Raw genomic sequence first — 19,941 nt, 5'->3', positions numbered from 1 at the left:
CGGGATGGATCTCGACGCCGGTCAGAATCCGGGTGATTTCGGCGGTGATGCGCGCGGCCAGCTTCGCACCGCGCTGCCACAGCCAGTGGTTGATGCGGTGGCACCAGATTGCGTGCACGCCCGGGTAGGCGAACACCACCTGCAGCGTGGTCGGAGCGGCCGGATCGCGCTCCTTGGCCGCCAGTACGTCCCGTCGGATGGCTTCGAGCACGGCTAATCTGCCAGGTCGGCGAACAACGGCGTGCTCAGGTACCGCTCGCCGAAGTCGGGTAGCACCACGACGACGAGCTTTCCAGCGTTCTCGGGCCTGCGGGCGACCTGCAGCGCGGCAACCACCGCCGCCCCCGACGAGATACCGACCAACAGTCCCTCTTCGGCGGCCAGCCGTCGGGCCAAGGTCATGGACTCCTCGTTGCCGACGGTGATCACCTCGTCGACCAGATCCGTCGCGAGCACGGGCGGGACGAACCCGGCGCCGAGGCCCTGGATGGGGTGTGGCCCTTTTTGCCCGCCGGACAACACCGGTGACGCGGCCGGCTCCACGGCGATGAACTGTGCTGAGGGCTTGCGTTCCTTGATCACCTGCGCCACGCCGGTGATGGTGCCGCCGGTACCCACTCCGGCGACGAAGATGTCGACTTTGCCGTCGGTGTCGCGCCACACTTCCTCCGCGGTGGTGGCACGGTGGATCGCCGGGTTGGCCTTGTTCTCGAATTGCTGTGGCACGAAATACCGTTGGTCGCTTTTGGCAAGTTCCTCGGCCTTGGCGATGGCGCCCGGCATGCCCTCGGCCCCCGGCGTCAAAACGATCTCGGCGCCCAAGGCGCGCAACAGCATTCGTCGCTCAACGCTCATGGTCTCGGGCATGGTCAGCACGCAGCGGTAGCCACGGGCCGCGGCCACCAGCGCCAGGGCGATGCCGGTGTTCCCACTCGTCGGCTCGAGAATGATCGTGTCCGGTTTGATCAGGCCCGCCTGCTCGGCGGCGTCGATCATCGCGACCCCGATGCGGTCCTTGACACTGTTGCCCGGGTTGAAGAATTCCAGCTTGGCGACGACGTCGGCGACCGCACCTTCGGTGACCCGGTTGAGCCGGACCAGCGGGGTGTTACCGATCAATTCCGTGACGTTCTCCGCGATGCTCATCTACCTATTGTCTCCAACGACGTAGGACCAGGCCTCGGCCTGCCAGCTAATATCGAACTCTATGTTCATCTCGGCGGGGATGGCTAGCGGCACCGGGTTGAAGCGTTGCGACGCCTCACCCAGCGCCACCCGGTGAGCACGCGTCCACGCAGATCGCAAACCGTTTTCGCGGCGCCGGGGGGCTCGAGCAATCAACAACAACAGCAACAGCAACAACAGTCCACGGCAAGGTAGCGCGACGGGACAAAGCGCGGCTGTGCGGGGCGTTGCATGTCACCACTATAGGGCATCGGAGGTGGTCGGTCGTTTGGCTCAGGCCGGCTTTCGACCTTCTGGCCAGGACTTTTTCCGGTCTCCGCTTGGAGCGCGGGCGCTGAAGCGGGCACCCCGCGGCACTGGCCTTGCCCCGCGTGCACGCGTCCGGCGGGGCGCCGCCAAGGAGAAGGCCGGCGTGCCGTCGTTCGGGCTGAAAACGGCGCGATTGCGGGTTGCCGAGCGCCCGCCCCGCCGGGCGGGGGGATTCGAGCGCCCGCCCAGCCGGGCGGGGGGACTCGAGCGCCCGCCCAGCCGGGCGAGAAACAAAGCGCTCTGGGCGCTGAGCCCTTAGGTCCCTGCACCCCAACCGAATACGCGTGACGTGAGCAGCACGATGCCGAGCGAGACGGTGGCGACGACGGTGAGCCCGATGACCGCGACCAGCAGCGGGCGCCAACCGGTGCGCGCGATCTGACGGATGTCGGTATTGAGCCCCACACCGGCAAAGGTGAGCAGGAACGCCCATTTCGAGACGTTGGCGAGGTTGGCGGTTTGGCCCTTGGTCAGCCAGCCCGCGGTGGCGATCGCCGAGACCACCAGGAAACCGAGGACGAATTTCGGGAACTTGTTCCAGACGAACGCGGCCTTGGCCGTGGCGCCCCGCGCGATTTCGTCGGCTTGCCCTCGACCCGCCCAAAACAGCGCGAAGCCCAGCACCACGAACCCGATCAGCGCGTTGCGCGTCGACTTCACCAGAACCGCGATCTTGCCGGCATGGTCGGAGTACAGGTATCCGGTGGCGGTGGTTTCGGCGGTGTTGTCCACGGAAAGTCCGGCCCACAAACCGAATTCGTGGTCGCTGAGACCGATCGCATGTCCTAGGGGCGGCAACACGAACAGCGACACCGCGCCCAGCGCCAGGATCGCCGCGATCGCGTAGCTGACATCGGAGTTGCGGGCCCGGATCGCGCCCTTGGCCGCCACGATGGCCGACACCCCGCAGATGGACGTGCCTATCGCCAACAGCGAGCCGAGCTTGCCCGATAACCCGAACGCGCGGGCCACGACGATGATGATCGTTCCGGCAATGGTCATGTCCACCAGGATCTGCGCCAGGCTGATCGCGCCCAGTTTGGCGATGTCGCCCAGCACGAATCGCGAACCGAGCGCCACGATCCCGACCTTGAGCCAGAATTCATAAGTCAGCACGCCGGGGCGGAATACCCGGTGCAGGCCAATGGTGTTGGTGATGAGCAGCCCAATCACGATCGCCCACAACACGTATTCGATGTCGGGCACGGTCCAGTGCTCGTGCTTGGTCAGGGCGTTCCACCAGATTTGGGCATACTTGCCCAACACCCCGACGCCGATCAGGAGCAGGACGCCCGGTACGTAGTCGAGCGGACGGGTGCTGGTGAACGTGGATTCGGCCGACGTCTCGTCGGGCTGTACTTGGAGTGTGCTCACGGCGGTCACCAGGGAATCTTCGGGAGCACGTCGGCCACGGCCAACGCGACGATCAAACCAGCCACCGCGGTCGCCCACCAGTCCACCGACACCGAACCGACCCGGGCCGCCCAATCCGGCCCCTGCGGGGCGTCGGGATCTTTTTTTGGCACGCCTTCACCCACGATGACCGCTCCTCAAGCGCCTATGGCGGCGCCGCTCGGCCGCACCCGTTGACTGTGGCGTCCGCGGGCGCTACATCCAAGTGATTGGCTCGGGCTGAATTTAGCTCTGCCGGTCGATCAGGTTGGCAGCCCGTGCTTCTCGGCGTCAGCGCGGTAGCGGTCCACCCATTCGTCGGAGCGCTGGTCGGCTTGGCGCTCCAGCACCGGGTCGGGGGCCAGCTGCGGGTCCAGCCCCAGCGCCTCGAGAATGGATCCCACCACCTGGGTCAGGTTGCGCCACAACACCGGATACGAAATGTCCATGGGCTTGATGTTTTCTTCGGCGAACCAGTTGCGCCAGCCCTCTTCTTGCGCGCGCAGCATGCTGACAACGTGGGCGATCGCACCGGCGTGATAGGTGGCGCGCGCGTCCCGCACCGGGTCCGGCCTGCCTCGCCAGACCCGCGTCTGCACGGCCCGCCAGAACGACACCGCCTGAGAGATCACATCGGGCCGGTAGACGTGAATCAGCAGCGGTTGCTCGCCGACCACATCGGTGATCGCCGCCAGCAGGCCCTCGCCGCTTCGATCCGGCAGGTCCTTGGCACGTTTTAGCAGCAGCGGCGTCTGATTCCACATCAGCTTGCCGCCCCACACCCCGTTCGGCGTGCGTCCGACCGTACGAATGTAGGCACGCCAGATCTCGGGGGGCGCCAGGTCCGGCGTCCCGACGTCGAGCGGATCGAGCAGGTCCAGGATCGACTCGTCCTCGACGCCGGCGAACCACTCCCGCGGCTGCGGGGACTGGCTGGTGGTGGGGAGATACTGGAAAAACTCCTGCGGCTCACCGGCCACGCCGGTGGCGCGCAGCGACTCGACCAGCAGCGTGCTGCCGCTGCGCTGCGACGCCAACACCAGATATGACGACGGCCTACCTGTCACCGGCAGAGTGTATCCAGAACCGTCAATTCTTATCCGGGGTAGCGCGATTACGGTCAGACTGAAGGAAACCCTTGTATCGAAACGGACTTCCCCGAACTGTGGCGTTCGGCGACGACAGCCGAACGGGACGGTGGCCGTGGGTGCTCATCTGGTTTCGAAGCGGGCGGGAAGCCGCACCAGCGGCGAATCCCGTGGTGCTTGGAAAAGGGCTGCCTCACAGGTCTTTTCGGGTGGGCGCCCGCAATTTCCCCCGGGGCGGCCCCGCCGGCTGCGTGCCCCACCGGTCGGGCGTCGTTCCGACTGCCGGCCGCCGCCCGCACGGCTGCCGCGTCAGGCCGGGTACCAACAATTACGCAGGCTGACGGCCTGCCGATCTCCGTGGGCGATAGCAATATCCGGCTGAGGCTTAGCGGGCGTTACCCACATTTCTTCTTGTTGATTGCAAACCTAACGCCGGGCATCGTTTTGCCCGTACATTCCCTCATCTAGTGCGCTCAAACAGACGCGGCGCATGTAAACAGTGCCGTGTTGCTTTAGGGCCAGCGAATTACGAACGTATAAACGCTGTTACGTAAATGGGGGTCGGGTTGAGTCAAAGACCGCCGTTGGGTTGGGTAAGCGGCGTGAACGCGGCGACCCTCGCGAAGCCCATGAACGCGCTGGGACAATTCTTTCTGCTCAGCGCCGAGGCACTGGTTGTGGCAGTGCGCGGACCCTGGGCGTGGCGTGAGGTTCTCGAGCAGATCTGGTTTGTCGCCCGCGTATCCATTTTTCCGACGATCATGTTGTCGATTCCGTACACGGTGCTCATCGTGTTCGTCCTCAACATCCTGCTCGTGGAGATCGGTGCGGGCGATCTTTCGGGCGCCGGTGCCGGGCTGGCCTCGGTGACCCAGGTGGGACCGGTCGTCACGGCCATGGTTGTGTCGGGTGCCGGGTCGACGGCCATGTGCGCGGATCTGGGTGCACGCACCATCCGCGAGGAAATCGACGCGATGAAGGTGATCGGTGTCAATCCCGTTCAGGCGCTTGTGGTTCCGCGCATCATCGCGGCGACGTTCGTCGCGGTCCTGCTGTACTCGGTGGTGGCGGTGACCGGTCTGACCGGCAGCTACATCTTCGTGGTGTTCGTCCAGCACGTCACGCCCGGCGCTTTCATCGCCGGAATGACGTTGGTCACCGGACTGCCGCAGGTGGTTATCTCGCTGATCAAGGCGACCCTGTTTGGCCTGTCGGCGGGTCTGATCGCCTGCTACAAGGGCTTGTCGGTGGGCGGTGGCCCGACCGGTGTCGGTAACGCGGTGAACGAGACCGTGGTCTTCTCGTTCATGGCCTTGTTCTTCATCAACATCCTGACCACCGCGCTCGGAGTGAAGGTGACGGCCAAATGACCGATGCCGCGCGCGAGCCGTCGTGGTTCGTCACTCTTGGCCCCCGCCTGGCGGATTCCACGCGCAAGCTGGGTGAACAGACCGCGTTCTATGGGCAATCCCTGACCGCCACCGTCGACGCGGTACGGCGTTATCCGGGCGAACTGCTGCGGCTGATCGCCGAGATGGGGATGGGCACAGGCGCATTGGCCGTCATCGGAGGCACGGTTGGCATCATCGGTTTTCTCACGCTGACCACAGGCGCCCTCGTCGCCGTGCAAGGCTATGACACGTTGTCGAACATTGGCGTCGAAGCGCTGACCGGCTTCCTCTCGGCGTTTTTGAATGTCCGGATGATCGCGCCCTGCACTGCCGGCCTGGCACTGGCCGCCACGATCGGAGCGGGAGCGACGGCGCAACTGGGCGCGATGCGCATCAATGAGGAGATCGACGCGCTGGAGGTCATGGGCATCCGCGCGGTCACCTATCTGGCGTCCACCCGGATCATCGCCGGCATCCTGGTCGTCATCCCGCTCTACGCCGTCGCGGTCCTGATGTCGTTTGTCGCGGCGAAGTTCCTCACAATCTACGTGTACGGGCAGTCACGTGGCGTCTACGAACATTACTTCGCAACCTTTTTGCGACCCACGGACTTGTTCTGGTCGTTTTTGGCGGCGCTGACCATGGCGGCCGGCGTGATGGTGGTGCACACCTATTACGGCTTCACCGCGACGGGTGGCCCGGCGGGCGTCGGGGAAGCGGTTGGTCGGTCGGTGCGGTCATCGATGATCGTCACGGCGTTTGTGTGCCTGATGATTTCGCTGTCCGTCTACGGGCAGTCCGGCAACTTCAACCTGTCGGGATGACCGGATGAGTGATCACCGGGCCAGCGGGGCATTCCAGCGAAACAGGACCCGCCACAGCAAGATTGACCCGATCTGGTGGGCACCCACCTTGTTCATCCTGATCGGCGGCCTGATCGCCATGACCGCGGCCTCGTTCTCGGGCAAACTCCAAACCTTCGTCCCGCTCACGTTGGTATCGGACCGTGCCGGGCTGGTCATGGAGGACGGCGCCAAGGTCAAGCTGCGCGGTGTCCAGGTCGGCCAGGTCGCGTCGATCGGCACCGACGTCAAAGCGGCGCAGCTACGCCTGAAGATACAACCGGAGGCCTTCAAGTATCTCCCCAGCAACCTCGAGGCCGAGATCAGATCGACCACTGCATTCGGCTCCAAATATGTCGATCTAATCGTTCCCGACCGTCCCAGCACCACATCCCTGAAGCCCGGCGCGGTGCTGCACTCGCGCAACGTCACCGTGGAAGTCAACACGGTGTTCGAGAACCTGCAGTCGGTCGTCCAGGCGCTCGACCCGGCAAAATTGAACTCGATCCTGTCGGCCTTCGCGCAGTCGGTGCGCGGCAAGGGCGAACGGATCGGACAGGCGATTACCGACGCGAACAACGTGCTTCTGACCGTCAACCCGCGCATGGACACCATCGATAAGGACTGGCGGCTGTTCGGCAAGACCACGGCCGTCTATTCCGATGCGGCACAGAACATTCTGTCCATCTTGGATTCGGCGACGACCACCAGTGCCACCATCACGGACGACCAGCGTTCACTGGACTCGCTGTTGCTGTCGGCGATCGGCTTCAGCCAGACCGGCATCAACGTGATCGGCCGCAACGAATCGAACATCGTGCGGTCCATGAACCAGCTCGACCCGACCATCGCGCTGTTGGAGAAATACTCCCCGACCTATACGTGCCTATTCCAGGGTGCGCAATGGTATGTCGACCATGGTGGTCGAGACGCGCTGGGCGGCAATGGCTACTCCGTGATCCTCGACGCTGCACTGCTTTTCGGCGACGACCCGTACCGTTTTCCGAAACACTTGCCCAAGGTCAACGCGACCGGCGGCCCGGGTGGCAAACCCAGCTGTGGCTCGCTGCCCGATCCCAGCGCGAACTTCCCGGTGCGCGCGCTGGTCACCGATACCGGCTGGGGCGCTGCCCCGAACGAGATCCGTACCAACGTGGCCGCGGGTAATCCATGGTGGGCCAACTGGTTCCCGACCACCAAGAACCCTCCGGAAGCGCCGCGCTACTTCTGGCGCGGGGGGCAGCCGCCGCCATGAGAAGGAAGCTATCCAGCATCATCCTGCGGGTCGGGATCTTCACCGCCGTCTGCCTGCTGTTCACTTTTGCGTTGATCGCGGTGTTCGGTCAGTTGCGGTTCGAGGACCGCGCCGGCTATCGCGCGGTCTTCACCAACGTCTCCGGCCTGAAGTCCGGCAACTTCGTGCGCATCGCCGGGGTGGAAGTCGGCAAGGTCGGCGACCTGAGCCTGCACCATGACGGCACCGTCACCGTCGACTTCGAAGTGGACAAAGGAGTTCGACTCAGCGAGGGCACCAAGGCCGTCGTGCGCTACGAAAACCTGATCGGTGACCGCTACCTCGCGCTCGAGGAAGCCCCGGGGCCGCCACGCCGGTTGCCCCCGGGCGCCACAATCCCGCTGGCCCGGACGTCGCCCGCGCTCGACCTCGACGCGCTGATCGGTGGTTTCCGGCCGTTGTTCCGCGCGCTGGACCCCGATCAGGTCAACGCCCTGTCCGGTCAGCTGTTGCGGATCTTTCAAGGCCAGGGTGGGACGTTGGCATCGGTCCTGTCGCAGACCTCGATACTGACCTCGACCCTGGCAGGGCGCAGTGAGCTGATCGGTCAACTGATCACGAATTTGAACACCGTGCTGCACACCTTCGCCACCCGCGACCGCGAGTTCTCCGATGGTGTGGACAAACTGGCGCAATTGGTGGACGGGCTGGCGCAGCGCAGGAACGATATCTCCACCGGACTCGCCTACATCAATGCGGCGGCGGGATCGATCACCGATCTGCTCGCCCAGTCCCGGCAGCCGATCAAAGATGTTGTGCACGAGACGGATCGTGTGTCCGGCCAGGTGCTCTCCGACAAAGAGTACGTCGACAAACTGCTGACGGACCTTCCGGACATCTACCAGGTACTCGCCCGGCAGGGCCTCAACGGTGACTATTTCGGCTTCTACTTCTGCGAGGTATTGCTCAAGCTGAATGGTAAAGGGGGCAATCCGATCTTCGTCAAGCTGTTGGGCCAGCCCAGCGGGCGGTGCACGCCGCGATGAAGCTGAAACTACCCAAGGTGAAATCGGCCGACCGGCGCAACCCTTTCCTGCTGGGAGTGATGGGAACCATCATCCTGGCCTGCGTGACCATCGTTGCCTTCCAATACAACAAGCTGCCATTCATCAAGAACACGGACGACTACGCGGCGTACTTCGCCGAAGCCGGGGGCATCAAACCGGGTAATACCGTGCGGGTTTCGGGCATGGGCGTCGGCCGGGTTTCCGACCTTCGGTTGGAGGGCACCAAGGTCCGGGTCGGCTTCACGGTGCACAAGGGTGTCGAGCTGGGCGACCGCACCGAGGCGGCGATCAAGACCGAAACCATACTGGGCGCCAAGATGCTCGAGCTGACGCCGCGCGGAAGCGGGAAGTTGTCGGGCACCATCCCGCTGCAGCGCACCACCTCGCCGTATGAGCTTCCCGACGCGCTGGGCGATTTGACGACGACCATCAGCGGCCTGGACACGGCTCAACTGTCCACCGCCCTAACGACCTTGGCCAACACTCTGAGAGCGACGCCGTCCAACGTGCGGCCGGCGCTGGAGGGTGTCGCTCGGTTCTCCGACACCCTCAACGGCCGGGACGCACAGCTGCGCAGCCTGCTGGGCAACGCCAACAAGGTCTCGACGGTGCTGGGCAAGCGTAGCCAGCAGATCGCCGGACTGGTTGCGAATTCCAACGCCTTGCTGGCGGCGCTACTCGACGAGCGAGATTCGCTGGACGCCCTGATGAACAACCTGACCGCGGTTTCGCACCAGATCTCCGGTCTGGTCAACGACAACCGGACCCAGCTCAAGCCCGCCCTCGACAAGCTCAACGGTGTGCTCGAGATCCTCGACAACCGCAAGGAAGACATTCAGAAGACGCTGCCCAAGTTCAAGCGCTATGCGATGTCCTTCGGCGAATGCTTGGGATCTGGGCCGTTTTTCAAGGCCTACGTGGCCAACCTGGTTCCCGGCCAGATCGGTGGCCCGGTACTGGATGCGGACATGTATGACCGGTTCTTGGACCCCAACCAGAAGCTGCCGTCGGAGGCGGTCGACCCGCCCACCGGTACCCCGCCCGTGCCGCCTGAGAACGCGCCGGTGCCGCTGTGGTCTCAGCCGCCGTCGCCCCCGCCGTCGACGCCGCCCATCCGCACCATTCCGCCGCCCTCGCCGCACGATTTCGATGCGCCATGAAAATCAGTCGAGGCACCCTTCGCAAAGCAACCGCGGCCAGCCTGATCCTGACGCTGGCCGTGGCGTCGTTCCTGGTCGGCAGCAAGCTGTGGAAGGACGTCGAAAAGAACACGTACTCTGCGTATTTCGCGGAGGCCAACGGCTTGTTCGTCGGTGACGAGATTCGCATCCTCGGGGTGGCCGTCGGCGTGGTCGACAAGATCGAGCCCCAGCCCGCCAGCTCCAAGGTGACGTTCTCCGTCGACAAGCAGTATTCAATTCCGGCCGATGCCCGTGCCGCCATCCTGTCGCCGTCGCTGGTGACCTCGCGGGCGATTCAGCTGGTCCCGGCGTACTCCGGCGGTCCCAAGTTGAGCGCCGGGTCCTCGATTCCGCTGAGCCACACCGCGGTTCCGGTGGAATGGGATGACTTCCGTAAGCAGCTGGAGAAGCTGACCGATGCCCTTCAGCCCACCAGTCCGGGCGGAGTCAACTCCGTCGGCGAGCTTATCGACTCGACGGCCGACAACGTGCGCGGCCAAGGAGACACCGCTCGGGACACCGTGATCAAGCTGTCCGAGGCGATCTCGGCGCTCGGTGATCACGCCGACGACATCTTCAGCACCGTGCGTAATCTGCAGCTGCTGGTGTCCGCGCTGTACTCCAGCAGCGATGTGCTGGCCTCGTTCAATCAGAACCTGGCGAGCGTGACGACGCTGCTGTCGAACACTCCGAACGAAGTGGGCAACGCGGTGAAGTCTCTGGACGGGGCGCTCACAGATGTGCGTGACTTCCTGGCCGAGAACCGCGAAGCGGCGGGTGTCACGTTCGACCGGTTGGGTTCCATCACAACGGCGCTCAACGACAGCCGCGGCGATATCAAGCAGATCCTGCACATCGCCCCGACGGTTTTTCAGAACTTCCTGAACATTTATCAGCCGGCACAGAGCGCGATGACCGGCATCCTGGCCCTCAACAACTTCGCCGATATCCCGCAGTTCATCTGCAGTTCCATCGAGGCGGCGTCGCGGGCGCGCCTGGCCCGGGTGTCGAAGCTGTGCCTGCAGTACCTCAACCCGATCATCAAAAACCGCATCTACAACTACATCCCGGCGGGAATCAACCCGTTCGTCGGGACGCAGGCCCGGCCAAGCGAGATCACGTACAGCGAGGACTGGCTGCGGCCGGGATACACGCCCCCCGCGGGCGCGCCTGCGGCGCCCGATGGTGCCCCGCCGTCGCCCCCCGAGCAGGCGGCGCTCGCCGACCAGCCGCAACCCGCCGACCAGCCGCAGCCCGCCGACCCGCCGCCCGCCGAGGCGCCGCCCGCGAACACGACGTCCAATTCGATTCAGGTGCTGCAGAGCCTGATGCTTCCGACGGGGCCATCATGAGGCGCGCGCTAGCCGTTGTCCTCGGCCTGATATGCGTTGCGGCCCTGTCGGGGTGTGGCTGGCGCGGCCTGAATTCGTTCAGGTTGCCCGGCACCGCGGGCGGCGGTCCGGGCTCGTACACGATTCAGGCGCAGATGCCTGATGTGGTCACCATCCAGGAGAACACCCGGATCCGGGTGGACGACGTCAACGTCGGCAATGTCACCAAGATCGAGCTGCAAGATTGGCATGCGCTGGTGACCATGCGGATCAATGGCGATGTGCACTTGCCGGCCAATTCGACCGCCAAGCTCGGACAGACCAGCCTGCTCGGTTCGATGCACATCGAGCTGGCACCCCCCAAGGACGAGCGGCCGGTCGGCCAACTCAGAGCGGGTTCGGTCATCCCGTTGTCACGGGCGAGTCTGTATCCCACCACCGAGCAGACGTTGGCGTCGGTGTCAATCCTGCTCAACGGCGGGGGAATCGGCCAGCTGCAGGAGATCACGCAGTCGGTGGCCAAGGCGTTTGCCGGCCGTGAGAACGACATGCGCAGCCTGCTGAATCAAATCGACGAGTTCATCGCCCGCACCAACGACCAGACCGACGACATCATCGCCGCCGCCGAGAACCTCAACGCTCTGGCGGGCCAGGTTGCCGCCAACGACGGCGTCGTCGACAAAGCGTTGACGTCCGTGCCCAAAGCGCTGGACGTGTTGGCCAACGAGCGGGCGAAGATCGCCGACACTATCGATCAGGTCGGCAAGTTCAGCGCGATCGCCGCCGACACCATTCACCAGAGCAGGGAATCGCTGGTGAACAATCTGCGCAACATCGCGCCCGTGCTGCGGTCGCTCGCCGACGCCGGGCCCTCCCTCACCAAGGGATTGGACGGGCTGGCGACCTACCCGTGGCCTGCATCCACCGTGCGGAACTGGTTCCGCGGCGACTACGCCAACCTCACGCTGGTCGTCGATTTGACATTGAGCCGCATCGATCAGGGACTGTTCACCGGGTCGCGATGGGAAGGCAACCTCACCCAGCTCGAACTGCAGTGGGGCCGCACCATCGGCATGCAGCCGAGCCCGGTCACCGGGGGCAACCCGCTGACCTATCCGTACCATTTCGGGGGATACTGAATGCTTCGGTTGAACCGCCGGACGTGGATCCAGTTGTCAATCCTGACGCTGGTGACGTTTGTTTCCTGTGGCGCAATGGCATTCAACTTCATGAAGCTGCCCGCCACGCTGTTCGGAATCGGGGAGTACAAGGTCACGGTTGACCTGCCGCAATCGGGCGGACTCTACGAGACGTCGGTGGTCACCTACCGCGGTACCGATGTGGGACAGGTGAAGTCGGTCGGCGTCACCGCCACTGGGGTGCGCGCGGTGCTGGCTTTGAGGTCGGGAGTGAAGGTGCCCGCCGAGGTGCAGGCGTCGGTGCACAGCCGCTCGGCGATCGGTGAGCAGTACATCGAGCTGACGCCGCAACCCGGCACGGACGGCCAACAATCCCGGACGCTGCGTGACGGCGACGTCATCACCGCCGGGCATGTCGACGTCCCCGTCGACATCGGGCGCCTGCTTGACATGACCAACCGTGCGCTGCAAGCAATTCCGCGGGACAACTTGCGCACCGTGATCGACGAGACCAGCCGGGCGGTCGGCGGCCTCGGGCCGGAACTGTCCCGCATCGTCGACGGGTCGACCGCGCTGGCCGTGGCGGGAGGCCGGACCATCGACCCGCTTGCCGCCCTGATCGACCAGTCGCCGCCCGTGCTCAACTCTCAGGTGCAGACGTCGGACGCGATCGCCGCGTGGGCCGGTCAGACCGCGGCCATCATGGCGCAGTTCAAGGCGCAGGACGCCGCGGTGCGAGATCTGTTGGCACAGGGCACTTCCGGCATCGAAGAAGGCCGCGCGATGCTGGATCGGGTGGCGCCGGCACTACCGGTTTTGTTCGCCAATCTGGTGAGCCTCGGCGATATCGCCGTCGTCTACCGCCACGACATCGAACAACTCCTGGTGCTGCTGCCGCAGGGCATCGCGGCTATGGCGGCGATCATCGTGCCAAGCTCGAACACCAAGCAGGAGTACCGGGGCGCCCAACTGGACTTCAACCTCAACCTCAACCTGCCGCCGCCCTGCACGACGGGATACCTGCCGCCGGCGCAGCGGCGCTCACCGGCCAGCGTCGATGCGCCGGACCGGCCGGCCGCGGACCTGTTTTGCCGGGTGCCGCAGGATTCGGAGTTCAATGTCCGTGGCGTGCGGAACATTCCGTGTGAGAGCAAGCCGTGGAAGCGCGCGCCCACCGTCGAACTCTGCGAAAGCGATGAGGAGTACGTGCCGCTCAACGACGGCTACAACTGGAAAGGCGACCCAAATGCCACCACCAGCGGTCAGGGCGTCCCGCTATATCCGCCGGGCCAGGATCCGCGGCTACCACCGCCGCGGGGCACCGCGCCACCGCCCGCGCCCGTAGCGGTGGCGACCTACGACCCCGCCACCGGTGAATACATCGGCCCGGACGGGCGTCACTACACCGAGTCGGACCTGGCGCACCCGCGCGCCAAGAGCTGGCAATCACTTCTTGTCCCGCAACCCTAAAGTTTGAAGGAGCACCATGGCGGACAAACCCGACATCCCGAATGAAAGCAACGACGAGTCAACGGAACTCGACGTCGCCGAGGACATCGACGCGACCGAAACCGAAGAAGCGGAAAAGCTCCACATCGAAGACGGCGACGGTCTTGAGAGACCATCCGCGGGCCGGCTCGCGCGGTGGCGCGAAACCATCCGCGGGGGGCGGCTTTCGCGCACCGGATCGGCCTTGGTGGCCAGCGGCCTCATCGTTGCGGCGCTGGCCGGCCTGAGCGGCTGGCTGGGCTACCGCGCCTACCAGAAGCACGAGGACCAGGCCCGGCAGAACTTGTACGTCGCGACGGCCCGTCAGGGGGCGGTGAACCTCACCACGATCAACTACACCCAGGTCGACGCCGACGTGCAGCGGATCCTCGATCTGGCCACCGGTGCATTCCGGGACGACTTCGAGCAGCGGGCGAAGCCGTTCGAGGAGGTTGTCAAGGCGGCGCAGTCGAAATCCGAAGGGACGGTCACCGATGCCGGACTGGAAAGCCAACGCGGCGACTCCGCCCAGGTTTTGGTGGCGGTCGCGGTGAAGTCGCGCACCGCCGGGGGCGAGGAGGCGCCGCGGGAATGGCGCATGCGAATCGAGGTCCGATCGGTCGGCGATGACGCCAAGGTCGCCAACGTGGTGTTCGTGCCATGACGACATTGAAAGAAGACGTGAAAGCCGCCGAGGAACTGGACTCGGCAACCGAAGTGGCGCAACAGGAATCCGACGCCACCCAGTCGTCTACCGGGGTGCGGCCCAAGGCCGGGGGTGCGACGCGGTCCATCGCGTGGTCACGCGTGTTGGCCTATGGGATATTGCCCGCGCTCGCGTTGGCTTTGGCGGTTGGCGCGGGGTACCTCAAGTGGTCGGCGGGGGCCGCCGACGATCTCGCACGGGCCCGGACCGAATCGGTGCAGGCCGCCCGCGACGACACGGTCACGTTGTTGACCTATCACGCCGACACGGTGGACAAGGACCTCGCCGCGGCGCGCGAGCGGCTGACCGGTGAGTTCAAAGACGCCTACGGCGAGCTGACGCGCCAGGTCGTCGTGCCCGGGGCAAAGGAGAAGCACATCTCGTCGGTGGCCAAAGTGAACGCGGCGGCCTCTGTTTCGGTGACCGAGAACCACGCTGTGGCGCTGGTGTATGTCGACCAGACGGTGACCATCGGTGCGGGCGCTCCCACTGACACCCAGCCCGTCGTGCGGGTGACCCTGGACAAGGTCGACGGCCGGTGGCTGGTGTCGCGTTTCGAGCCCACATAATCCGGGGGGACCGCCATGGAACTATCGGCACGCCGTTGCGCCCTCGTGCTGCTGCCCGCCGGCGTCGTGTTGTTGGGCACCGCGGTTTTGGCGGCGCCGGTTGCGCAGGCCGACAACAAGCGGCTCAACAGCGCGGTCGTCTCCGCCGTCTACACCCTGCAGCACCAGGCGGGCTGCACGAATGACGTCATCAGGAACAACGCGCTCACCCTGGCCGCGGAATGGCACGCCGAAGACATGATGAACAACCGAAGCATCAATGGCGACATCGGCTCCGACGGATCCACGCCGCAAGACCGGGCCAACGCCGCCGGCTTCCGCGGCCGGGCCGCCGAGACGGTGGCCATCAACCCGGCGATCGCCATCAGCAGCCTGGAACTGGTCAACCAGTGGTACTACAACCCCGACGACATGGCGATCATCCGCGACTGCGCCAACACCAGCATCGGGGTGTGGTCGGACAACAGCATGGACCGCACCGTGGTGGTGGCGGTGTACGGGCAGCCGGACCTGCCGAAGCGTTAAGCGGCAACGGCCTAATGGCTGCCCAGTCGAGACAGAACCGTCTCGGCGTCCAACGTTGCACCGCGGTTGTACGGCAATTTGGAGAGTACCGTCGCCATCGCGCAGGTGTTGGATAGTGCGGCGTAAGTCAAGCCCCCTCCAATCCCGGCGGCCAGCCATTTGAGTCGCGGGACGACGACGCTTCCAAGGACGGACGAAAGTACGACCGATCCCGCGACGAGGCGTACCTGGCGCTCGAGATCCCACCGCTGGGCGCCACGATCGACCGAAAAGCCTTGGCCCTCCCAGTCGAGGATTCCCTTCTCCAACACGCGACCACCATCCAAACCCGCGTTCCGCAAGAGCTTTTGGGCCCTGGTGGAGCGTTGCCCGGACCGGCATACCAGGACGGCTTCCCGATCGCCACCCAATAGCTGAGCGATCTCACGGGAGTGTTCGTCCAGTACGTCAAGGGGCACGTTGTAGGACCCGGGTATGTGTGACGTCTCGAACTCCGCGGGCGTCCGAACGTCGACGATGCGCAGAGCGGTGGAAGATTCGAGCCGCTCGTGCAGCTCGGCCGACGTGATGGCGTCGGCGGTCAGTGCGCTCATGGTGTTTCCTCCCGTTGTGGGCGCCGCTGCACCCGTGATCGCGGTGATGGCAGGCCTTTTCAATCAATCACCTGGTGATGTTCAAGTTTTCGGCGTTGTCGTAGTCGTCGTCGATGAGCACGACGCGGAGTTGCTGCCGGTCGAGCAGCGCCGCCGCGATCGACGCCCGGTACCCGCTGGCGCAGTGGATCCAAAGCTCGCGGTCTTCGGGTAGTTCGGCAAGGCGCTCCGGCAACTCGTGCAGCGCGATGTTGACCGCATCACGTACGTGGCCGTTGTCGAATTCGTGTGACTGACGAACATCGACTACGGTGACCGTGCCGGTTTCGAGCGCGTCGACGAGGTCCTTGAAGGACGCGACCCGGTAGCTGCTCAGCGTCACACCATCGGCCAGCGCGCGTATGTCGCCAGTGGCGCTGCCGGTGAGGCGATCGACGCCGATGCGGGCGAGCTCCCGCTGAGCGTCGGCGACTTGCTCGGTGTCCTCACCGATCAATGTCAGCGGTGCGCCCCAGCTGTACAGCCACCCGAGGTAGTTCACGAAAGACCCCGACAGCTCGAATCCGTAGCTGCCGCGCAGGTGCCCCGCTGCGAACGCCGTTCGGTTCCGAAGGTCGACCACCCATTCGCCGGCGTCGATCCGGTGCCGAAGCTCCTGCGCATCCACCGGTTTGGGCGGGGAGAGGTCCGCCGCTTCGGGGCCGGCCCTGTTGATGACGCCCATGTGCGCGTAGTAGGCGGGAAACGCAGCAAGCCCGGCCAGAAGCTCGTCGACGTATTCCTGTTCGTCCTTCGTCAGCGCCGGATTGCTGAGGCGTTGTTCGCCGATGGTGGAGGCGTCACCGTCGGGCGGCGTCGCCGAACAGAAACTTCCGAATCCGTGGGTGGGGTAGATCGCGGTCTCCGAAGGCAGCACATCGGCGAGGCGCCGGACCGAATGGTATTGCCGCCGGGCCAATTCCTCGGTGTGGTCGTCACCGACCAGGTCCGTTCTGCCAGTGCTGCCAAACAACAGCGACCCGCCCGTGAAGACGCCGACGGTGTCCCCGGAATCCCCGCGCAGCACATAGCTGACGTGATGGTGGGTATGTCCGGGGGTGAACAACGCTTCCAGATGTATTCCGCCGGTGTCGATCCGGTCGCCATCCTCAACCACGTGGCGTTCGAAGTGGACGTCTTCCCCTGCGGGAACGACGTATTGGGCGCCGGTCGCTTTGGCCAGCGCCAGGCCGCCGGTCACGTAGTCGCTGTGGATGTGGGTTTCCAGCACGTGGGTGATACGCAGGTCTTCAGTCAGCTCGAGCACCCGATCGATGTCTCGTTGCGGATCCACCGCGACGGCAACCTCACCGTCGCTGATGAGATAGCTGCGGTCGCCCAAGCCCGACGTTTCGATGATCGCCACGTTCACCATGGTTTTGAAAACCCTTGCTGGGCACGCGTGGGCGTGGCGGAGGCTTGCGCGGCTCTTCGGCTCGTAGCAATGGGCATGTTTTCTAGTACCCGCAACGCGGATTACCGGTCATCTGTCGAGCCGGTGACGACCGCGGCCGGAGCACACACGAACCGCGCCACCGAGCGGGTCGGCGCAGCTTGGCGCCGGTAAGAGCTACGGCGTCGAAGCGTCAAGGATTTTCAACCTCGGTGATTTTTTGCGCCGACCGCATCGCGCGGCAAAGTCGCGCGGCGATCCGAGAACCGGGCTATCCGCTGGTGAGCGATTCGTTCTCGGCGGTCTCGCAGACGCACTGGAAGCCGTGGCGCCACGGCCCGAACTGCGTACCGCGCCTGCGCAGCAGGTGCTGCTTGTAGACCTTGTCGCGCTGATCCTGCGAGAACGCGAAATCCAAATTTATGGGCAGGCCCGCCCAGTCGCAGTGGTCAGCGACCGGGTCCTCGGTCATGGCGGTGTATCGCAGTCGGCATTGCAGCGGGCAGCCGTTCTTGAAGACCCGATCGGGTCCATCACTCTCCCGAGCCACGATGACGTCACTCCTTCAGGTGCGCGACCATGTGAGTGAATCGTGCGACGCGGACGTTTCGGCGGCGGGTGCGCGATGTTTCTGCTGTGTTACGGCTGCGGTGGCAGTGGGTACGATCGGCGCTAGTAGACGTCGCGGTGGTAGCGCTTGTCGGCGCTCAACGACTGCACGTAATCCTTCGCCGCATCCGGGTCGAGCTTGCCGAATTCGGCCGCGATCTCGCAGAGCGCCCGGTCAACGTCCTTGGCCATGGGATCCGCGGTGCCGCAGACATACAGCCGGGCGCCGTCCTGCAGCCAGCTCCACAGCTGCGCTCCACGTTTGCGCATCAGGTGCTGCACGTAGACCTTGTGCTGCTGGTCCCTCGAGAACGCCAGATCCAGCTCGGTGAGGAACCCGTCGTCACGCATCTTCTCGAGTTCGTCGCGGTAGTAGAAGTCGGTGGCGGCGTGTTGCTCACCGAAGAACAGCCAGTTGGGTCCGGTGTGGCCGAGCGCGCGTCGTTCCTGCAGAAAAGCGCGGAAGGGTGCGATGCCGGTTCCGGGTCCGATCATGATCATCGGCGTGTCCGAGTCACTCGGAGGCCGGAAATTGCTCGATTGCTGCAGATAGACCGCCACTCGGTCGCCGGGGGAGCGGTCGGCCAGGTAGGTCGAGCACACCCCGCGGCGCGGCACGCCCTGGAAGTTGAAGCGCACGGGGGAGACCGTCAGGTGAACTTCCCCCGGACACGCTTTGGGACTGGACGAAATCGAGTACAGCCGCGGCTGGAGGCGTTTGAGGACGCGCAGCCACTCGTGGGCCGACGCGGAGACCGGCAGCTTCGACAGCAGGTCGATGGACTGGCGGCCCCACGTCCAATCCGCAAGCGCGCGTTTGTTTTCCGGCTTCAGCAGCGCGGCGAGTGTCGAGTCACCGGTGCGCTCCTGCACGAACCGCACCAGGTCCCGGCTGACGTGGGCGATCTCGATGCGCTCGGTGAGCGCGGAGCGCAACGACATCAGACCGTGCTCGCCGACCTCGACAGGGGTCTGCCCGTTCAGTCCGGTGACCGACAGCCATTCGTCGACCAACGCGTCGCTGTTGCGCGGCCACACGCCCAGTGCGTCGCCGGCCTCGTAGGTCACGGATTCTTCCGGCATGTCGAAAACCAAGTGCCGCACGTCTTTTGTCGATTGCGGCTGGCTCAACACAGTGTTGCGCACCATGCCGGTGATCAGCGGATGTTTCTTGCTGTAGGTGCTGGCCGCGGCCGCACCCGGTCGGGGCGGCGCCACAACCGCGGAAGCGCGGGCCGGCGCGGTCGCGACCCCGTCTCTGCCGACGGACGTGGGCCTCTTGGTCAGGGCATCGATGACGTCGCCCAGCCACTTCGCCGCGGTGTCGTCGTAGTCGGGTTCGCAGTCCGCCCGGTCGGTGATGCGGGCCGCGCCCAGCTCGGCGAGGCGCGCGTCCAGTTTGCGTCCGTGACCACAGAAATCGTCGTAGTTGGAGTCGCCCAGCGCGAGTACGGCATAGCGGGTGCCGGTGAGTCGCGGTGCGCTGTCCGACATCAGCGCCCGCCAGAGGCCGGCGCCGTTGTCGGGCGCTTCGCCGTCGCCGGTGGTGCTGGTGACGAGTAACAACTCCCGCGTCTTCGCCAGCTCGGCCTGGGGGAAGTCGTCCATGCTGCGCAGCGTGACGGGAAGCTCCGCGGCGCCCAACCGCGCGGCGATGTCGGCGGCGAGTTCCTCTGCGTTCCCGGTCTGCGATGCCCACAGCACCACGACGGGAGCGCGTTCGGCCGCGGGTTTGGCATCGGTCGGCGTGGGCGGTTGCTGGGTGGCCGGCGGCGAAGTTGCTTGCCCATCCTCTGGGAGCGCCGCTGGCTCGGGTGCGTCGATGCGCGAGAACAGCCCCGCCAGCAGGCCATCAACCCA

At 65.2% G+C, this 19,941-nt stretch carries 20 protein-coding genes; 11 read left to right on the top strand and 9 right to left on the bottom strand.

What is annotated here, in order from left to right; all coding sequences use genetic code 11:
• The 5 genes from A5652_RS02175 to A5652_RS02160 all read right to left on the bottom strand — a co-directional run.
• On the bottom strand, positions 1 to 211 hold a 211-nt coding region (locus A5652_RS02175; RefSeq protein WP_369805724.1), incomplete at its 3' end, for a serine O-acetyltransferase.
• Positions 212 to 213: 2 nt separating this feature from the next.
• Positions 214 to 1,146 (bottom strand): cysteine synthase A, encoded by a 933-nt coding sequence (cysK, locus tag A5652_RS02170; RefSeq protein WP_067346185.1) that lies wholly within the window; start codon positions 1,144 to 1,146, stop codon positions 214 to 216.
• A gap of 603 nt (positions 1,147 to 1,749) precedes the next feature.
• A complete protein-coding gene (locus A5652_RS02165) occupies positions 1,750 to 2,880 on the bottom strand; it encodes a YeiH family protein (RefSeq protein WP_067346191.1) in 1,131 nt (376 codons plus the stop codon).
• Positions 2,874 to 3,032, bottom strand: a complete 159-nt coding sequence (locus tag A5652_RS27995; RefSeq protein ID WP_197513706.1) for a hypothetical protein — start codon at positions 3,030 to 3,032, stop codon at positions 2,874 to 2,876. The genes A5652_RS02165 and A5652_RS27995 overlap by 7 nt, the downstream gene beginning before the upstream one ends.
• Positions 3,033 to 3,149: 117 nt before the next feature.
• A complete protein-coding gene (locus A5652_RS02160) occupies positions 3,150 to 3,953 on the bottom strand; it encodes a Stf0 family sulfotransferase (protein WP_067346183.1) in 804 nt (267 codons plus the stop codon).
• A 623-nt stretch (positions 3,954 to 4,576) separates the two neighbouring features.
• Between A5652_RS02160 and A5652_RS02155 the strand changes: the two genes are divergently transcribed.
• From A5652_RS02155 to A5652_RS02105, 11 genes are read left to right on the top strand one after another with little or no spacing between them, the layout of a single operon-like run.
• Positions 4,577 to 5,344, top strand: a complete 768-nt coding sequence (locus A5652_RS02155; protein WP_067346181.1) for an ABC transporter permease — start codon at positions 4,577 to 4,579, stop codon at positions 5,342 to 5,344.
• Entirely contained in the window at positions 5,341 to 6,189 is an 849-nt protein-coding gene (locus A5652_RS02150; protein WP_067346179.1) for an ABC transporter permease, read from the top strand. The genes A5652_RS02155 and A5652_RS02150 overlap by 4 nt, the downstream gene beginning before the upstream one ends.
• A 4-nt stretch (positions 6,190 to 6,193) precedes the next feature.
• Positions 6,194 to 7,462 carry an MCE family protein gene (locus A5652_RS02145; protein WP_067346178.1) on the top strand — a complete coding sequence of 423 codons (1,269 nt, stop codon included), beginning with the start codon at positions 6,194 to 6,196 and terminating at the stop codon, positions 7,460 to 7,462.
• Positions 7,459 to 8,487, top strand: a complete 1,029-nt coding sequence (locus tag A5652_RS02140) for an MCE family protein (RefSeq protein WP_067346176.1) — start codon at positions 7,459 to 7,461, stop codon at positions 8,485 to 8,487. Before A5652_RS02145 ends, A5652_RS02140 begins: the two co-directional genes overlap by 4 nt.
• A complete protein-coding gene (locus A5652_RS02135) occupies positions 8,484 to 9,668 on the top strand; it encodes an MCE family protein (RefSeq protein ID WP_156745099.1) in 1,185 nt (394 codons plus the stop codon). The genes A5652_RS02140 and A5652_RS02135 overlap by 4 nt, the downstream gene beginning before the upstream one ends.
• Positions 9,665 to 11,041 carry an MCE family protein gene (locus A5652_RS02130; RefSeq protein ID WP_067346174.1) on the top strand — a complete coding sequence of 459 codons (1,377 nt, stop codon included), beginning with the start codon at positions 9,665 to 9,667 and terminating at the stop codon, positions 11,039 to 11,041. The genes A5652_RS02135 and A5652_RS02130 overlap by 4 nt, the downstream gene beginning before the upstream one ends.
• A complete protein-coding gene (locus tag A5652_RS02125; protein ID WP_067346171.1) occupies positions 11,038 to 12,159 on the top strand; it encodes an MCE family protein in 1,122 nt (373 codons plus the stop codon). Before A5652_RS02130 ends, A5652_RS02125 begins: the two co-directional genes overlap by 4 nt.
• Positions 12,160 to 13,629 (top strand): MCE family protein, encoded by a 1,470-nt coding sequence (locus A5652_RS02120; protein ID WP_067346169.1) that lies wholly within the window; start codon positions 12,160 to 12,162, stop codon positions 13,627 to 13,629.
• Positions 13,630 to 13,645: 16 nt separating this feature from the next.
• Positions 13,646 to 14,311 (top strand): Mce protein, encoded by a 666-nt coding sequence (locus tag A5652_RS02115; RefSeq protein ID WP_067346167.1) that lies wholly within the window; start codon positions 13,646 to 13,648, stop codon positions 14,309 to 14,311.
• The gene (locus A5652_RS02110; protein WP_067346164.1) at positions 14,308 to 14,922 is read left to right on the top strand and encodes a hypothetical protein; all 615 of its coding nucleotides are present in this window, start codon (positions 14,308 to 14,310) and stop codon (positions 14,920 to 14,922) included. The genes A5652_RS02115 and A5652_RS02110 overlap by 4 nt, the downstream gene beginning before the upstream one ends.
• 15 nt (positions 14,923 to 14,937) lie before the next feature.
• On the top strand, positions 14,938 to 15,447 hold the full coding sequence (locus A5652_RS02105) for a CAP domain-containing protein (RefSeq protein ID WP_067346162.1): 510 nt from the start codon (positions 14,938 to 14,940) through the stop codon (positions 15,445 to 15,447).
• 11 nt (positions 15,448 to 15,458) lie between these two features.
• Here A5652_RS02105 and A5652_RS02100 read toward each other — a convergent pair whose 3' ends face one another.
• The 4 genes from A5652_RS02100 to A5652_RS02085 all read right to left on the bottom strand — a co-directional run.
• A complete protein-coding gene (locus tag A5652_RS02100; RefSeq protein WP_067346160.1) occupies positions 15,459 to 16,040 on the bottom strand; it encodes a rhodanese-like domain-containing protein in 582 nt (193 codons plus the stop codon).
• A gap of 67 nt (positions 16,041 to 16,107) precedes the next feature.
• Positions 16,108 to 17,451 (bottom strand): rhodanese-like domain-containing protein, encoded by a 1,344-nt coding sequence (locus A5652_RS02095; RefSeq protein WP_067346187.1) that lies wholly within the window; start codon positions 17,449 to 17,451, stop codon positions 16,108 to 16,110.
• A 292-nt stretch (positions 17,452 to 17,743) separates the two neighbouring features.
• Positions 17,744 to 18,022 (bottom strand): hypothetical protein, encoded by a 279-nt coding sequence (locus A5652_RS02090; protein ID WP_232001064.1) that lies wholly within the window; start codon positions 18,020 to 18,022, stop codon positions 17,744 to 17,746.
• Positions 18,023 to 18,144: 122 nt separating this feature from the next.
• A partial coding sequence (locus A5652_RS02085; protein WP_197513703.1) for a sulfite reductase flavoprotein subunit alpha occupies positions 18,145 to 19,941 on the bottom strand: 1,797 nt, incomplete at its 5' end.

Origin of the sequence: Mycobacterium sp. 1165178.9, from assembly GCF_001673555.1 — a bacterium.
In the GTDB taxonomy this organism is placed as follows: domain Bacteria; phylum Actinomycetota; class Actinomycetes; order Mycobacteriales; family Mycobacteriaceae; genus Mycobacterium.
The sequence above is the reverse complement of the archived record's forward strand: the minus strand, read 5'-3'. Positions and strand labels throughout refer to the sequence as shown.

Coding starts and splice junctions, on each gene's coding strand:
- cysK (WP_067346185.1), bottom strand. CDS start 1,146: ATGAGCATCGCGGAGAACGTCACGGAATTGATCGGTAACACCCCGCTG.
- A5652_RS02150 (WP_067346179.1), top strand. CDS start 5,341: ATGACCGATGCCGCGCGCGAGCCGTCGTGGTTCGTCACTCTTGGCCCC.
- A5652_RS02145 (WP_067346178.1), top strand. CDS start 6,194: ATGAGTGATCACCGGGCCAGCGGGGCATTCCAGCGAAACAGGACCCGC.
- A5652_RS02140 (WP_067346176.1), top strand. CDS start 7,459: ATGAGAAGGAAGCTATCCAGCATCATCCTGCGGGTCGGGATCTTCACC.
- A5652_RS02135 (WP_156745099.1), top strand. CDS start 8,484: ATGAAGCTGAAACTACCCAAGGTGAAATCGGCCGACCGGCGCAACCCT.
- A5652_RS02130 (WP_067346174.1), top strand. CDS start 9,665: ATGAAAATCAGTCGAGGCACCCTTCGCAAAGCAACCGCGGCCAGCCTG.
- A5652_RS02125 (WP_067346171.1), top strand. CDS start 11,038: ATGAGGCGCGCGCTAGCCGTTGTCCTCGGCCTGATATGCGTTGCGGCC.
- A5652_RS02120 (WP_067346169.1), top strand. CDS start 12,160: ATGCTTCGGTTGAACCGCCGGACGTGGATCCAGTTGTCAATCCTGACG.
- A5652_RS02115 (WP_067346167.1), top strand. CDS start 13,646: ATGGCGGACAAACCCGACATCCCGAATGAAAGCAACGACGAGTCAACG.
- A5652_RS02110 (WP_067346164.1), top strand. CDS start 14,308: ATGACGACATTGAAAGAAGACGTGAAAGCCGCCGAGGAACTGGACTCG.
- A5652_RS02105 (WP_067346162.1), top strand. CDS start 14,938: ATGGAACTATCGGCACGCCGTTGCGCCCTCGTGCTGCTGCCCGCCGGC.
- A5652_RS02100 (WP_067346160.1), bottom strand. CDS start 16,040: ATGAGCGCACTGACCGCCGACGCCATCACGTCGGCCGAGCTGCACGAG.